Here is a 16,333-nt window from a genome sequence, read left to right on the forward strand (position 1 = left end):
CGAGCATCCGATAAAATTTGCAACATTATAACAGTTGCTATCCTTGCTGCCAGGGTTTCCACACCCTTGGGTGAGGCCTCAGCGTAATTGCTGTACCAGGCTTTCTAAATACTCCAGATTGGGAATCCAGGCGCGCTCGCCGTCTACTTCGACTTCCATCAGGTCGGCGGCGCCGGTTGGGCTGTCCAGGCGCTGAATCTGGCTTTGGTTAATACGATTCTGGCTGGGTATACCCTGAGTCATCAGCGCAATAAAGGGCTGTTCGCGGTGTTCTTCGACGATGCTGTTAAGAATAACTACCCGGCCGCGGCGATTATTCGGTTGTGCCAATTGGCCGCCGCTGGCGGCGTCGTAGGATATAACCGGCAGCCTTAGCCCGCGCCAGTCCAGATAGCCGGCCAGCCAGGCGGGTGCGTCGGCGTTTGAGTTGATGTCGGGGCTGTAGTCCACCACTTCAGCCAGTGATACGTTGGGCAGCAACAGCTGGCGGCCGATCATTGGAATCATGACGCAGGCCAGGGTCTGGTTGTTATCGCTCATAAGTTACCTGTCAGCCTGCGGATGGTTTCTAGCAGAGTTGTTTCCTGGAACGGCTTGCCCAGGTATTCGTTAACGCCAATGGCCAGTGCGCGCTCACGATGTTTTTCTCCGGTACGGGAGGTAATCATACAAATGGGTGTATTTCGCAGAGTGTCGTCGTGGCGAACAAAGCCGGCCACTTCGAAACCATCCATACGCGGCATTTCAATGTCCAGCAAGATGATGTCAGGCTGGTAATCCTGCAGCTGGGCCACGGCATCCAGGCCGTCTTTGGCAGTAAGCACTTCCATGCCGTTGCGCTCAAGCAGGCGCGACGTCACTTTACGCACGGTTACAGAGTCGTCGACCACCATCACCAGGGTGGCGCGCTGGTTCAGCCGCGGATTCTGGCGTGTCTGGTCTGCTTTGCCGCCGTGGCGCTGCTGATCTGACAGTATGTCGGAGCGGATCATTGCTGGCAGATCAAGAATAACCACCACATTTCCATCACCCAGAATGGTGCCGCCGGATACGCCACGCACCGAGTTGAACTGGGGCCCCAGAGATTTCACCACAATTTCGCGGCTGCCCACCAGGCTGTCTACTTGCAGTGCCATGGGTTGCTCTGCGCCGCGCACCAAAATAACCGGCAGGGGCAGTGCCTGGCCCTGAAGCTTGGGCTGATGTTCGCTGTTCAGTAGATTGCCAAGGTATTGCAGGCGATACTCCTGACCGGCGTACTCGTACAGTGGCGCTTCAGGTTTGTAATATTCTTCCAGCTCGTAGGTGCTCACCCGCACTATGCCTTCAATGGTGTTCAGCGGTATGGCGTAGAAATTATCGCCGCTGGTGACCATCAACGCGCGGTTGACCGACACGGTAAACGGTAGCCGAACGGTAAATACGGTGCCGTGGCCGGCGTTGGAGTGAATGTCGAGGCTGCCACCCAGCTGTTTGATTTCTGACGCCACCACGTCCATGCCGACGCCGCGGCCGGATACCTGGGTAACCTGCGTTGCGGTGGAAAAGCCCGGAGTCATGATCAGCTGCAGAATCTCGCGCTCTGTCAGCACATCATTCGGGCCGACCAGGCCCTGACTGACGGCTTTGCTGTGAACCTGCCCGGTAGAAATGCCGGCACCATCGTCCCGCATACGCAGAACAACGTCGCCGCCTTCGCGTTGCAGCGACAGGCTGATTTCCCCTGTTTCTGCTTTGCCTGCGGCCAGGCGCTCGTTGGGCGCTTCAACGCCATGGTCCAGAGCGTTGCGCAGCATGTGCTCCAGCGGTGCAATCATCCGCTCCAAAATGTTGCGGTCCATTTCGCCTTCGGCGTTATACACCTCAAAATTGACTTTCTTGTCGAGCTCGGCGCTGATCTGACGCACAATACGGCGTAAACGCGGCACCACGGAGGTGAACGGAATCATGCGGGTCTTCATCAGACCTTCTTGCAGTTCCGTATTGATACGCGACTGCTGCACCAGCAGGGTTTCGGTATCGCGAATCCGGTCGGCCAGGGTTTGGCGCAGATCGATCAGGTCCGAAGACGATTCCGACAGAGCCCGTGATAGCTGCTGTATCGACGAATAGCGGTCCATTTCCAATGGGTCGAAGTCTTCACCGTAATCGGGTCCGAGTTCTTTTTCGGCGCGGAACAGAATCTGGGTTTCGGTTTCGATATCCATGCGCCGCAGCTGTTCACGCAGGCGCTCAATGGTGGCGGCCATCTCTTCCAGAGTGTGACTAAAGTCGCTGGTTTGCTGTTCTAGACGGCCGCGGGCGATACTGCTCTCGCCCGCAAGGTTGACCAGGTCGTCAAGCAGCGGTGCCGACACCCGAATGGTCTCTTGCGTGGTGCGCAGAGTTTTACGGGTTTGGCTGCGCGCCGGCTTTGGCTTGGGCACTGTAACAGCGGGTATTTGCGGCTGTTCTGGTGCCGGCGCTGGCGTTTCCTGTGCGGCGGTCTGTTGCGGCGGATGCAGTTGGTGCACCTGCGCGATCAGATCCTGAGCCGGCGGGCAGGCTTTTCCAGTAGCGATTTGTTCTACCATGGCGGCCAGGCGGTCGTGACAGGCAAACAGAGGTTCGTACAATTCTGGTCCGGGCTTCAGCTCGTCCCGCGTAATCAGCTCGAACAAGTCCTCAAGAGCGTGTGCCAGATCACCCATGGCGTCTGCGCCCGCCATTCGTGCGCCGCCTTTCAGGGTGTGCACGTCGCGCTGCAATTCGGCGGCAAGCATGCTGTTTTCGGGATTCTCGCTCCAGCTGTGCAATGCGCTGCCGGTGGCGTTGATCAGGTCATAGGCTTCTTCCAGGAAGATGCCCATCAGTTCCGGGTCGGTGGTTACGCTGTTGGTGTCGTGTGCGACGGGGCTTGGCTCCGTTTGCAAAGCAACCGTGGAATGATCGGCGCCAGCGCTTGCAGCGTTGCTGGAATAACGTTGTATTTCTGCGATCAGGTCGGGCGCTGAGCGCGGACTGTCGCCATTTTCCAGGGTTTCTACCATGCTGGCCAGACGGTCGTGACAGCTGAACAGCAGGTCAGACAGCACCGGCGATATTGCCAGTTGCTGCTGAACCAGCCCTTCGAACAGGGTTTCCAGTTCGTGGGCCAGATCACCAATACTGACCACTTTGCTCAGGCGCGCACCGCCTTTAAGGGTGTGCAGGTCCCGTTGCAGCAAGTGCAGTAAATCGTGATTGCCGCTGTCATGACTGAAGCGCTGAAGTGCGTCGGCGGTGCTGTCGATTAACTCGCGGGCTTCTTCCTGGAAAATTTCCAGCACTTCGTGATCTATGTCGTCTTCCGCATCCGGGGTGTACTGCGGCACGGGTGCTTCAAATGCTATCTCAGCAGCTGCGGGTTCGTTGTCTATGTGTTGGTGATGGTTCAGGTCTTCGACTTCCTGGAACTCGGCAAGGAAGGCGTCGCTGGCTAGAACATCATCGGTAAGATCCATGATTTGCTGGCGCAGCGGATCTGCGCTGTCGATGGTCAGTCCGGCGGCGGCCTGGTCCATCATGTTGATGAGTTGCTCATGGGCGAGGTGCAGGCAGGCCTGAAGTTCGGGTTCTGGCTCGCGGTCGCTGTCAGCCAGAACGCTGTAGCTGCCTTGCAACGCCGCTGACAACGCGGCTATGTCGTCCAGACCTACAATTTCGGTAGCCGCGGTCAGCAGCGTCAGTTCGTGACGCAGCTGTTCGAGGGCATGGCCATTAGCGGGGCTGGCAATCCAGCTGTCCAGTATGCTGCTGGCATTAAGCACGATGTTGATGTCGTCGCTGAGGAAGAGTTCTAGCAAAGCGGAGCTGCCATTGGCCGACGATGGCTGGGCACCATCGGAGCTGGCGCCCATTAAGGTAGCGCGAGCCAGCTGTGCCAGTTGCTCGAGAAACTCGCGACTGCCCGGCAGTTCTGCCAGTGGCTGGCTGTGCAGTTGCAAAAGACCCTGGTTTAACAATGACACGCTTTGCTTTAGCAAGGAGATAGCGTCGCGGTCGCACCGTTTGTTTTCGGCGCGGGCGTCTTTCACAAAGCGCTCAAGGGGGGTAACCAAATCGGCAATGGGCGTTATGCCGGTGGTGTGAGCGCTGCCTTTGAGGGTGTGCAATGCCCGTGTCAGTTCGTCGGTATAGGCCGCGGTTTGTTTGTCTGCGGCACTGGTAATATAAGCCTCCACCGTATTCAGGTGAGACAGGGCCTCGCTCTCGAAAATGTCCAGCAGAAGTTGGTCTACGTCTGACTCTGGCCCGAAGTCTGACTCTGATTCGGGCGGCTGGAGAACACCGCCCGTGGCGATTTTGCTTGTGGCATCTGCACCTGGCACGTCTTTGCCGTCGGCCAGAGCATGGGCGCGGGCTTGTGCTTCATGGGGGTCAACGGTTGCGGTGCGGTGTTGCTCAAAATCACTGACCAACGCCGGCAAAATCGCGATCACATCGCCAAGCAGCGCGGCAACGGCGTCGCTCATGCTGCGGCTGCCGTCAAGCACCCGGTTCAGCAGATTCTCCACCGACCATGCCAACTCACCGAGTACTTCGGCGCCAACCATGTGGCCGCTGCCTTTAAGGGTGTGATAGGCGCGGCGCATTTCGGCCAGCGCTGCACGGTCGTCGTGATTGCGCTGTAAGCGCGGATAATGTTCGTGGATGGTTGCCAGAACTTCTTCGGCTTCCTCGATGAAAATGCCAACAATTTCATCATCCAACAGTTCATCTGCGGATACGCCGGTACTTATGGTGAGCGCAGATGCGGTGTCCGGCATGGGGGCCTCCAGTAAAGGCGCGTCCACCAGGGGAATGTCGTCTTCGTTGATGTCAGCTCTGGGGCGCCAGGTAGGCGCCTGGCCTGCCGGGAATCCGAGGCTTTCGAGACTGGCTTCCGCCACCCGCAATACGCTGTCGTTGTCGCGGATCCCTTCACTCAAGCGTTCCAGATAGTACTCGATACTGGTAACGGCATCGGCCAGAGTGTCCAGTTCCTGCCCGTCAGGTACCTCGCGACTGCCCAGCAGCACGTCGTTAATGTAGCGTTCTATGGCTTCCAGCAACTCACTGGCACGCTCAAGTGGTATCAATCTCAGGCCGCCGCAGATGCTGTGCAGCAGCGCCGGCAGGTGTTCAATCTCACGGGTATCCCACTGTGAGGCAATAAAGTTGACGACAGCCGATTTGGCCTGTTCCAGAGTGTTGCGGGATTCTCTCAACAGTGCTCCGTTGGCGTCCCCCAGCTCTCGCGAACCGGGATTCAGCAGGTCGTGCTGGTTGATATCTTCATGTTGGCCGTCCTGGCCCAGATTGGCCAGACTGGCTTCCACATAGAGCAGGGCGCCGGCGATGTCCATCAGGGTGTTGTCGGATACCCGCTGATCCTGAGCAACCAGCTGGGCCACCAGATCAATCTGTTCATTGACCACTTTACGCGGCACGCCCAGACCAATAACGGCAAGGGTGTTGGCTACTTGATGCAAACCTGGCAGCAGGTCTTCAAGTTCGTCGTTGCTGCGCAGATCGGCGCGCACGAACAGGTCCAGGGAGTCTTTGAGCTTGGTCAGCTCTTCGTTGAGGGCATGCACAACAGAATGGATGGCATCGCGATTGGGGCCGCTGACCCGTGAACGTGCTGCATCTACATCATCGTCAGAAGGTAATGCTTGGGCCAGCTGGTAATCAGCGCGCAGGGCTTCTATGCGTGGCGAATCGAGTTCGCGTGCGCGGGCTACGTAATACAGCAGATTTTTGAACAGCGCCTCTGGCGCCGGTTGTGCCAGGGCCGTGCCGGGATTTTCTGTGAGTTGGCGAATTTCGCTGTCCAGCTCCCGCAGCAGCGACTTTACCGCTGCGTTAACCGGGTTGGCCTTGAGCTGAAGGGTTTCGACAAAGCCGGCTGCAGCTTTCCACAGCTCACCCCGCGGCGTTTTCTGACACAGCCGGACCAGGCGCTTGATCACTTTTTGCATGTAGTCAAAGTTGGCGTCAAGGTCGGCCTCCCGCACCACTCCAGCCAGTGCAAACTGATACATTTGCCGCAGTTTGCGCACATGGTCGCAAACTTTTGGTTCCTGCAGGCGGTCGTCTTTTGTGTCGCTGCGGGCGCGCGCCGGCGACATGTCGGGCTTGAACAAAGAGGTGTCGGATAACAACGCTTCGCCGCGTGCGGCGCGCAGGTCATTCAGCAGAGGCAGCACCACCAGGGGGAAGTCATCACTGCTGCTGTCAATATGGTCGAGGTACTGCGGCAACTGCAGTATGGCCTGCATCAGCACTTCAACGGCTTCGTTTTCGCTGTCAACCTGATTGCCCAGAATGGCCTGGGTGAGTTTCTCCATCTCTTCGGTGAGCAGAGCTGCACCGTAGAGCTCAACCATCTGCAATGTGCCGTGCACCTGGTGGAGATAGTTCAGGCAAAAGCGCAAGCGGGCCGTATCTTTACGGTTGTCCACATAACTCTCCAAAGCCTGCTGGCCCTGAGTCAGCGTACTCTGTATTTCGCCCCGAACCCAGTCGAGGGCGATACTGTCATGGTTATTGCCCATAACCTCTCCGGTTATTCGTCGTTGCTCTCTGCATTACGGTTGTCTGGAGCATTTGCCATTGCTGCTCCCACCTTTGATTCAGACTCAGCTCACCAGCGGAACCTTGGTGTCTGCTACTTCGTCTTCTTCCGGAAGTTTGAAACCTGCTACCGACGAACGCAGCTCGAAGGCCATGTCTGCCAGATTACCGATCGAGTAAGCCGTGGCGTTGGTGCCTGATGAGGTCTGCGAGGTAATTTCCTGAATGACGTTCATGGTATTGGAAATGTGCGAAGCAGAAGAAGATTGCTGGCGAGCCGCGTTGGAAATGTTCTGAATCAGCTCCGCCAGGTTGGTGGAAACGTTTTCGATCTCTTCCAGGGCGACACCTGCGTCTTGCGCAAGGCGGGCACCACGAACCACTTCGGCAGTGGTGTGCTCCATCGAGATAACCGCTTCGTTGGTATCTGACTGGATGGTTTTTACCAGAGCTTCGATCTGTTTGGTGGCGGCAGAGGAACGTTCTGCCAGGCGCTGCACTTCGTCCGCAACGACGGCAAAGCCACGGCCTGCGTCACCCGCCATAGAGGCCTGAATAGCGGCGTTCAGCGACAGAATGTTGGTCTGGTCTGCAATGTCGTTGATCAGCGATACAATGTCGCCGATTTCCTGAGAGGATTCGCCCAGGCGCTTGATGCGCTTGGAGGTTTCCTGAATTTGCTCGCGAATATTGTCCATTCCGCGGATGGTGTTCTGCACCACGTCGGTGCCTTTTTTGGCGATAGCAACCGAACGTTCCGCTACCGCAGACGATTCCGCAGCGTTAGACGATACCTGGTCGATAGATATGGCCATTTCGTTAACCGCTGCTGAGGCGCCGGCAATTTCTTGTGCCTGGTGCTCGGAGGCGTCGGCCAGCTGCATAGCCGTAGACTGGCTTTCCTGAGCCGCTGTAGCAACTCGCACGGCGGTACCACGAATGGCTTGCACCAGCCCGCGCATCTGGTCGATGGCGTAGTTGATTGAGTCAGCGATGGCACCGGTAAAATCTTCGGTTACCGTGGCTTCCGCGGTCAGGTCACCGTCGGCCAGGTCGGCCAGTTCGTCCAGCAGACGCAAGATGGCGTTCTGGTTCTGGTCATTCTGCGCTTGGGTTTTGGTCAGTCGAGTCTGGGATTCGCGATAAACCGCCAAACCAATGAACACGACGATAGCAATAACGGCGGCCAGCAGCGCAAAGGCAAGGGTAGGGCTGACGACCCGCGCGGTTGAAAGGTCACGCAGTTCTGTGGCCAGTTCAGACAGTTCTGTGAGCAGAATTTCGGAGTTTTCGAAGATATCGTTGGCGGCGTTGGAGACCTTGAACAGATCGGGAGACGCCTGCAATACCGCATCGGCGTTGCTGGCAATGAACCCGAACAGCTCGGCGACCGCTTCGAGCCCGTAAAGTGCGTCTTCGTTGGCAACGCGGGTGATGGTCAGCGCGTTGTTGCCGTCAAGCTGGCCGTTCAGCACGCGGCCAAACTGGGTGGCATCGGCCAAAAAACGGTCGGCGGCGGTCACCGCGTCTTCATCACCTGAAAGCACGTTGTTCACTGAACGGAACATACGCTCAGCCAGCAACGACTGACGTCGCGCCAGAGCAACCTGGGCGTCCGGGGCACCGCTGTCCTGCAGAACCATAGAGACGTCATCGTATTCAACCTGCATCTGCGGGATGATTTCGCTGAGGGTGTTGGTCACTTCCCGCATGTTCATGACCGAGTCGCGGGCGGCCAGAATAATGTCGGCGTTTTCGCGCACCGAATCCCAGTGCTGCTGCACCTGGCTGGCCGCTGCGGCGTCACTGGCGGGCAAGCCAGTTTGCGGGTTGCCTTCAGTCAGATTGCTCCAGAGCTGGCGGAAGCTGTCGCGGGTGTTGCTCAGCTGGTCAAAAGCGCTGGCGTTGCCACTGACGGCCTCGGTGGCGTTTTTGGCGATCTGCTGCGATAACACTCTCAGCTCGGCGGTGGTGTTCGTGTATTCGCGATCATGCTGGCTGTCACGGTTAACCATGAACAGCACCACAACCAGTAATACGGTGAGTGCGATCAGCACGGCAGTCAGCCCGGCAATCAGTTTGTTGCCACCTTGTCTGCTACCGAGTCTTCCGGCTTTGTTTTTCATCTTCTGGCTCCCGGCCTTTGTTCTGAAATGGACAAATCTTTTGGTTCGGAGTGGTTGCGGTTACAGGCTGATGGGCCTGCCACGGCCGTTGCGATCACCGCTGTGCAACGTCAAGAAAGTGCTCGTCACCGAGCAGCTCGATAGCCGAGAACACATTCCAGGTTTCCCCGTTGCGCGTATAGCCGCCGGCAACAAAGGGTTGGACACGATCAGGAACGCCGCTGGTATCTGGTGTGAAATTCTCTGCCCCGAAATATTGCATGCCCAGAACCGAGTCAACAACCAACCCGCTAAACAGGTCGTCTTTTTCAACCACCAGAACCCTCCGTTGGCGTGGGCTGGTGGCGGAGCGGGGCAGTTCAAAAAAAGCGTCAAGATCGATCAGGGGCAATAACCGGCCGCGCACGTTGGCCGCTCCCATCAGAAACGGGCGCACGCCTGGTATCTGGGTAAAACGGGGGACATGGAGTATTTCGGTAACTTCGCCCATAGGCGCAACGTAGTGTTCACCGGCCAGCATAAAACCGATCCCATTCCATTGTTCGGCCGTTTTTTCCTGCTCTGGGAGGCCGGCTGATAACTGGCGGCTGCGTAAAGCTATGCTCGTCAGAACAGCAAAGGGGGCAGCCTGGGCAGACATACGTACTCCGTGTTTGAAAATTAGCCAATCAGGCTATTGATGACCTGAATCAGATCATTCTCGTTAACTGGCTTGACCAAATAACCTTTGGCGCCCTGGCGAGTACCCCAAACCCGGTCTGTTTCCTGATCTTTGGTGGTCACAATGACGACCGGAATCGATGCGGTTTCTGGTGCACGGGTTAGTTGGCGGGTGGCCTGAAAACCGTTCAGGCCGGGCATAACGACATCCATCAGCACCAGGTCCGGGGTTTCTGATCGAGCTTTGGCTACTCCATCGGCGCCATTGTCTGCGGTCAGCACTTCGTGCTGGTGCTTTTGCAGCATGGTGGTGATTTTTTTCACCTCGGTGGGCGAGTCGTCAACAATAAGAATGCGAGCCATGGTGTCCCCAATGAGTTCCGGAAGTGTCAGAATTAGTGCTGCGCCTGCGGCACGAAATGACGAATGGTATTAAGCAGTTCGTCTTTGCTGAATGGTTTGGTCAGATACTGATCGGAACCCACAATGCGGCCTTTCGCCTTGTCAAACAGGCCATCTTTGCTGGACAGCATGATCACCGGTGTTTTCTTGAAGGTGGAGTTGTTCTTGATAAGGGCGCAGGTTTGATATCCGTCTAGCCTCGGCATCATGATATCAACAAAAATAATGTCGGGTTTGGAGTCGGCAATTTTGGCCAGAGCATCGAAACCGTCAGTAGCGGTTATGACATCACAGCCAACTTTCTTCAAAAGGGTTTCGGCAGTGCGACGAATCGTTTTGCTGTCGTCGATTACCATGACTTTCAAGTTCCCGAAGTTGTCGTCCATTGTCCAACTGCCTTGCGTTCAGCGACTGTATTGTTAGCAAACCGGGGTTCTAGCACAAACACCAATGTTATCCTATGAACTCCGCTCCTTTATAAAGTATAGGTGCCCGAATAGACAGTACTTGTTCGTCAATAAATGTACTTTTGCCGGCCGCATCACGTTATGGACTGAGGATTTCTGCAGATGCAATCACGGCTCGGGTACAATACCATCTGAACTCTCAGCATAGCACTATGTGAAAGGCCTGCTCTGCAGGCCGGTTCGTATTTTTAAACACCCGGCCATAGAAAGAGATGTTATGACAGTCCGACTCGGTATCGTGATGGATCCCATTGACAGGATCCAGTTCAAAAAAGACAGTTCGCTGGCCATGCTCTGGGCCGCCCAACAACGGGGCTGGCAGCTGGTTTATATGGAACCGGAGGATATGTACCTGGATGGCGGCCAGGCTCGGGCCCGCAGCCGCAACCTGACGGTGCGGATGGACCCAATCGACTGGTACAGCTTTGAGTCGGAAGACGACATTGCCCTGGGTGATCTGGACGTCATTCTTATGCGCCAGGACCCCCCGGTAGACCGTGAATTTCTGATGGCGACCTATATCTTGAGCGCCGCTGAAGAGCAGGGCGCGCTGGTGGTGAACCCGCCGGCTACTCTGCGTGACTGCAACGAAAAGCTGTTTGCCACCCAGTTTGAAGATCTGACGCCGCCGCTGATTGTCACTTGCTCTTCAGTGCGCTTACGCGCGTTTTACGCCGAGCACAAAGACATCATCATGAAGCCAATCGATGGCATGGGCGGCAGTTCTATATTTCGTATTAAAGAAAACGACGGCAACCTGGGCGTGATCATTGAAACCCTCACCGAGCACGGCACCCGGCAGGCTATGGCGCAGAAGTTTGTGCCCGCAATCACACAGGGCGACAAACGCATTCTGATGATTGAAGGTGAGCCCGTACCCTACGCGTTGGCGCGCATACCCTCCGCCGGTGAAAATCGCGGTAATCTGGCTGCCGGTGGCCGCGGTGAAGGCCGCGAACTGACCGACCGCGATCGCGAGATATGTGCCCGGGTGGCGCCGGTGATAAAAGCCAAGGGCCTGATGTTTGTGGGTTTGGACGTGATTGGCGATTACCTGACCGAAATCAACGTAACCAGCCCCACCTGTATCCGCGAATTGGACGCCGCCTTTGGCATTGATATCAGCGCGTTGTTGATGGATGCCATTGCCAAAAGGCTGCAGCAGCGCTGATCGTTTCAAGCGGCATTAATTTGATGGTTCAAGAGCAACGGGAATGGCAGTTCAGGTAAGCGATGTTGACCGGTTTTCGTTCACCCTGTTTATGGCTTTGGCGATTCATGGGGTGATTGTGCTGGGCATTACTTTCGCGCCCGAGACACCGCCGCCATCGGCGCAAACCATGGAAATTACCCTGTCGCGTTTCGCCGATGAAAAAGCGCCGGAAAAAGCGGATTTTCTGGCGCCCACCACTCAGCAGGGCAGTGGTACTGAAGAACAGGCAAAAGAACTGACTAGCCCACAGCCAGTGGAACTGAGCCAGACCGAAGTGGTGCAGGTTCAACCCGAGCCCCAGGCGCAGCCCGAACCACAGCCGGCGCAACAGCAAGCGGTGGTGAGTACCAAGGCGCCCAGTGCAAGACAGGTTGCCAAGCCAGAAGTCCGCGCCGAAGTTGTTAAAGAGTTGCCAGTCAAGCCAAGGCCAAATCTGCTGCAGCGCAGCCTGGAAATTGCCAGTCTGGAAGCCCGGTTGGATGCCCAGCAACAAGCTTACTCACGCAAACCCCGCGTGTTGCGGGTAACCGCGGCTTCAACGCTCCAGTCCAGCAACGCCTGGTATGTTCAGAACTGGGTGAGTAAGGTAACCCGTGTGGGCAACATGAATTATCCCGCCGAAGCCCGGAACAGCGGTCTTTATGGTGACTTGCGCTTGCTGGTCACACTGCGCAAAGATGGTAGCTTGAAAGAAGTTTTAGTGGTGCAGTCATCGGGCAGCACTTTGTTGGACGACGCAGCCATTCGTATTGTGAGACTGGCGGCACCTTATCCGCCATTCCCCGAGGAGATGAGCCGCAATGTCGATGAACTTGAAATTATACGTACCTGGTCATTCCAGCAGCGGGGGCTGACATCCGGATGAGCGATACTGCCAATACAACGGACAATTTTCGCAATCATTTTCTGGTGGCGTCACCGTGGATGGGTGATCCGCGTTTTCACGGCGCGGTGATTTACGTGTGCGATCATTCCGCCGAGGGCGCACTGGGCTTGACCGTCAACCAGCCTCTGGACATCCACCTGGGGGAAATCCTGGAACAGCTCGACATGCACGGCGGCGAACTGGATTTGCCGGTGTTTGCCGGTGGCCCGGTGCAGACCGAGCGCGGCTTTGTGCTACACAACCCCGGGCAGCGCTGGCAGCATACCGCGGAAGTGACCGCCGACATCTGGCTGACCACCTCGCGCGACATATTGGCCGACATAGGTGCTGCCAAGGGGCCGGATGAATTTCTGGTGGCCTTGGGTTACGCCGGCTGGGGTGACGGTCAGTTAGAAGCGGAGTTAGGCGGCAATACCTGGCTGACCTGTCCGGCCAGCCCGGACCTGTTGTTTCGTACGCCCTGGAATCGTCGCTATCAGGCGGTTCTGGCCAGTATGGGCATCGACATTAACCAGCTTAGCGAGACCATAGGCCATGCGTGAAGCCGGCCAACGCCGCGTTATGGCGTTTGATTTTGGCACCCGCCGCATCGGCGTTGCCGTGGGCCAGGAAATGCTCGGCCGCGGCGAACCACTGACCATGATCGCGGCCCGCGATGGTACGCCAGATTGGGCCCAGCTGGAAAAGCTGCTGAACGAATGGCGCCCTGACCTGGTGGTGGTCGGCTTGCCATTGAATATGGACGACAGCGAAAACGAGATGTGCGCCCGCGCCCGCAAATTTGGCAAACGCCTGCACGGGCGCTTTCATGTGACGGTGGAAATGGTGGACGAGCGCCTGACCAGCTACCAGGCCAAAGGTGAAGTGATGGCCGCCGGCGGTAGCCGCAATTATGGGCGCCATGGCGTGGATGATCGCGCCGCGGTGCTGATTCTGGAAACCTGGTTCAATCAATAGCCCTATCTGACAACCCATGTTGACCTAACGAATGTTAACCACGGTGCCTGCCCGGCGCTGCGATGAGGATCTATGAACGGACAACTTGATATAGAGCCACTACTGGACAAAATGGAAACCGGCCTGCGCCAGTTGTTGCAGGAACGTGGGGTAAGTTCACCGGCACTTATCGGAATTCGAACCGGTGGTGTGTGGCTGGCCGCCGAACTGGCCCGGCGCCTGCAATTGCAGGAACCGTTTGGTGAGCTAGATATTTCATTTTACCGCGACGATTTCAGTCGTATTGGCCTGAACCCCAAGGTAAAGCCGTCGAGCTTGCCGTTTGATACCGCCGATCGCGACGTCGTATTAATAGACGACGTGATCATGAGCGGCCGTACGATTCGTGCCGCGATGAATGAAATCTTCGATTATGGCCGCCCGGCCAGTATTATACTCGCCACGTTGATTGATTTGGGCGCCCGTGAACTGCCGGTGCAGCCCGACGTGCGGGGTCTTACGCTGACGCTGGCGACCAACCAGCGCATAAAGTTGCGCGGGCCCGATCCGCTGCGCATTGAACTTGAACAGGCCTAGCCGCACTCAAGCTAAACCCTACCCATGCCCCAGCCACCTTTGTTTGTACAGGCAATCCATGACCGCAATCGCTACTGGCCCCCATCATTTGCAGCTGACCCGGGAAGGTCAGTTGCGACATTTTCTGACTCTGGACGGCCTTGGCCGCGAGTTACTGACCGACATTCTTGACACCGCTGACTCCTTCATAGAGGTGGGCGAGCGCACTATTAAAAAGGTTCCATTGCTGCGCGGGCGTACCGTGGTGAACCTGTTTTTCGAATCCAGTACCCGCACCCGCAGCACCTTCGAGCTGGCGGCCAAACGCCTGTCTGCAGACGTACTGAATCTTGATATCAGCACCTCGGCGACCTCCAAAGGCGAATCCCTGGCGGATACCTTGTACAACCTGGAGGCCATGGCCAGCGACATGTTTGTGGTGCGTCACGCCCAAAGCGGTGCGCCTCACTTTATTGCCGAAAGCGTGACGCCCAAAGTGGCCATTATTAACGCCGGTGACGGGCGCCATGCCCATCCCACTCAAGCCATGCTGGACATGCTCACCATTCGCCAACATAAAAAGACCTTTGATGGTTTGAAGGTGGCGATTGTGGGCGACGTGCTGCATTCCCGTGTGGCGCGCTCGCAGATTCGCGCTCTTAACGAGCTGGGCGTGGCCGAGGTGCGGGTGATTGCACCGGGCACGCTCTTACCCCGGGATGTGGAAGCGCTGGGTTGCACCGTAGAGTACGACATGCTGCGCGGTATGAAAGATCTGGACGTGGTGATTATGCTGCGCCTGCAAAAAGAAAGAATGGAAGGCGCGCTGCTGCCCAGCGAAGGCGAGTTCTACCGCCTTTACGGTCTTGACCGGGCCAAACTGGCGCTGGCCAAACCGGATTGCATTGTGATGCATCCGGGGCCGATCAACCGCGGCGTGGAAATTGAATCGGCGGTGGCCGACGGGCCGCAATCGGTCATCCTGAATCAGGTCACCAACGGTATTGCCATCCGCATGGCGGTGATGTCCATGGCCATGGGCGGTCAGTTGGCGGAGCGTCAGCAGGCGTTGAGCAAAATGATCCAGCAGGAGGCGCGCTCATGAAACTGTCTTCCCGCCCCCCTGCCGGTAGCGTGAAAATCATTGGCGGCCAGCTGTACCGCGGAGCCACGGTCACCAGCGCAGGTGCGTTGGAAGTTAATCCCGGCTTGCTGATAAAAAATGGCCGCGTTGCGGCTCTTGGCCCCGACGCCCTGGCGCAAACGGCCGATGAAACCTTGATGGCGGAAAATTGCATTGTCAGCCCGGGGTTTCTGGATTTGTGCTGCAATCTGCGCGAACCGGGCAATGGCCAAAAAGGCAATATGGCCTCGGAAACACGGGCCGCTGCCCACGGTGGCTTCACCAGCGTGTGCGCCGCACCTGACACCTCGCCGGTAAACGATTCTGGCGCTGTGACCAACCTGATTCGTGATATGGCCGCCAGCCGGGCGTTGGTACGAGTGCTGCCCATAGGTGCGGTTACCCGTGGCCTGGGAGGCGAATTGCTCAGCGATATGGCGGGTTTGCAGAAGGCAGGTTGTGTCGCATTGGGTAATGCCTCACGGGGCTTGCGTAACGCACGGGTTTTGCGGCGTTGCATGGCTTACGCTCAGACCTTCGGATTAACGCTGATGTTCAGCCCGGAAAACCAGGCGCTGGCCGCCGATGGTTACGCCCACGATGGCCTGGTGACTACGCGCCTTGGTCTGCTGGGGATTCCGGAAGTGGCGGAGACCACCGCGGTCATGGAAATGATCCTGCTGGCCCAAGAAACCGGTGTGCGCTTGCACCTTAGTCAACTGTCGTGCGCCCGCAGCGTGGACATGCTGGCGGAAGCGCGCCAACGGGGAATTCAGGTCACCGCCGACGTGGCTATGCACCAGCTGGCCTTCACCGAAGACGCGCTGAGTGGATTTGATAGCCGTTTCCACGTGCGCCCGCCATTACGCTCGGAGCGCGACCGGCAAGCCCTGGTGGCGGGTGTTCGTGATGGCGTTATTGATGCCATTGTGAGTCAGCATCAACCCCATGAAAGCGCCGCCAAGCAGGCGCCTCTGGCTGCCAGCGAGCCGGGGTTATCGAGTATTGAAGTTGTGCTGTCGCTGGGCCTGGAGCGGGTAGCTGCTAACGAGCTGAGCCTGCCGCAGTTGCTGCGCGCGCTGACTGCTGGCCCTGCTGCTGTGCTGAGCCAGAGCGCGGCCAACAACGCAGGCCTGAGCGCCGGTGCGGTGGCAGATCTGTGCATTTTCAATCCCGATCAGTCGTGGCAGCCCGGCCCCGGAACTCTGGTGTCTGCCGGCGGTAACGGGCCGGTGCTTGCGCGCTCAATGCCGGGTGTGGTGCATTACACTCTGGTCGCTGGCCATAAGGCCTGGCCGTCACTGTTGTCTTAGAGCGCGGATGGCGAAGGGCTGGCGAGTGCCGGTGTTTGAAAAGCCATAAAAAAAG

13 protein-coding genes are annotated in these 16,333 nt (G+C 57.4%); 7 read left to right on the forward strand and 6 right to left on the reverse strand.

Annotated elements, in window-relative coordinates; translation table 11 throughout:
• Positions 1-78: 78 nt before the first annotated feature.
• The 6 genes from ATI45_RS16570 to pilG all read right to left on the reverse strand — a co-directional run bounded on the left by ATI45_RS16570 (position 79) and on the right by pilG (position 10,150).
• Positions 79-540, reverse strand: a complete 462-nt coding sequence (locus ATI45_RS16570) for a chemotaxis protein CheW (RefSeq protein ID WP_098420738.1) — start codon at positions 538-540, stop codon at positions 79-81.
• Positions 537-6,557, reverse strand: a complete 6,021-nt coding sequence (locus ATI45_RS16575; RefSeq protein WP_098420739.1) for an Hpt domain-containing protein — start codon at positions 6,555-6,557, stop codon at positions 537-539. Before ATI45_RS16575 ends, ATI45_RS16570 begins: the two co-directional genes overlap by 4 nt.
• An 84-nt stretch (positions 6,558-6,641) precedes the next feature.
• Positions 6,642-8,702, reverse strand: a complete 2,061-nt coding sequence (locus ATI45_RS16580) for a methyl-accepting chemotaxis protein (protein ID WP_098420740.1) — start codon at positions 8,700-8,702, stop codon at positions 6,642-6,644.
• 94 nt (positions 8,703-8,796) lie between these two features.
• Entirely contained in the window at positions 8,797-9,342 is a 546-nt protein-coding gene (locus ATI45_RS16585) for a chemotaxis protein CheW (protein WP_098420741.1), read from the reverse strand.
• A gap of 20 nt (positions 9,343-9,362) precedes the next feature.
• Positions 9,363-9,725: a twitching motility response regulator PilH gene (pilH, locus tag ATI45_RS16590; RefSeq protein WP_098420742.1), complete on the reverse strand. Its 363-nt coding sequence runs from the start codon at positions 9,723-9,725 to the stop codon at positions 9,363-9,365.
• A gap of 32 nt (positions 9,726-9,757) precedes the next feature.
• Complete coding sequence (pilG, locus tag ATI45_RS16595) at positions 9,758-10,150, reverse strand: twitching motility response regulator PilG (RefSeq protein ID WP_014872951.1); 393 nt, start codon at positions 10,148-10,150, stop codon at positions 9,758-9,760.
• 298 nt (positions 10,151-10,448) lie between these two features.
• Between pilG and gshB the strand changes: the two genes are divergently transcribed.
• The 7 genes from gshB (at position 10,449) to ATI45_RS16630 (ending at position 16,278) form a co-directional block, all read left to right on the forward strand.
• Complete coding sequence (gene gshB / locus ATI45_RS16600) at positions 10,449-11,402, forward strand: glutathione synthase (RefSeq protein ID WP_098420743.1); 954 nt, start codon at positions 10,449-10,451, stop codon at positions 11,400-11,402.
• Positions 11,403-11,445: 43 nt separating this feature from the next.
• Positions 11,446-12,309, forward strand: a complete 864-nt coding sequence (locus tag ATI45_RS16605) for an energy transducer TonB (protein WP_098420744.1) — start codon at positions 11,446-11,448, stop codon at positions 12,307-12,309.
• Entirely contained in the window at positions 12,306-12,872 is a 567-nt protein-coding gene (locus ATI45_RS16610; protein WP_098420745.1) for a YqgE/AlgH family protein, read from the forward strand. Before ATI45_RS16605 ends, ATI45_RS16610 begins: the two co-directional genes overlap by 4 nt.
• Positions 12,865-13,287 carry a Holliday junction resolvase RuvX gene (gene ruvX, locus ATI45_RS16615; RefSeq protein ID WP_098420746.1) on the forward strand — a complete coding sequence of 141 codons (423 nt, stop codon included), beginning with the start codon at positions 12,865-12,867 and terminating at the stop codon, positions 13,285-13,287. Before ATI45_RS16610 ends, ruvX begins: the two co-directional genes overlap by 8 nt.
• Positions 13,288-13,359: 72 nt before the next feature.
• Positions 13,360-13,863, forward strand: a complete 504-nt coding sequence (pyrR, locus tag ATI45_RS16620) for a bifunctional pyr operon transcriptional regulator/uracil phosphoribosyltransferase PyrR (RefSeq protein WP_098420747.1) — start codon at positions 13,360-13,362, stop codon at positions 13,861-13,863.
• 58 nt (positions 13,864-13,921) lie between these two features.
• Positions 13,922-14,947 carry an aspartate carbamoyltransferase catalytic subunit gene (locus tag ATI45_RS16625; RefSeq protein WP_098420748.1) on the forward strand — a complete coding sequence of 342 codons (1,026 nt, stop codon included), beginning with the start codon at positions 13,922-13,924 and terminating at the stop codon, positions 14,945-14,947.
• Complete coding sequence (locus ATI45_RS16630) at positions 14,944-16,278, forward strand: dihydroorotase (RefSeq protein WP_098420749.1); 1,335 nt, start codon at positions 14,944-14,946, stop codon at positions 16,276-16,278. The genes ATI45_RS16625 and ATI45_RS16630 overlap by 4 nt, the downstream gene beginning before the upstream one ends.
• The last annotated feature ends 55 nt before the right edge of the window (positions 16,279-16,333 follow it).

Source organism: Marinobacter sp. LV10MA510-1 (genome assembly GCF_002563885.1).
Lineage (GTDB): Bacteria > Pseudomonadota > Gammaproteobacteria > Pseudomonadales > Oleiphilaceae > Marinobacter.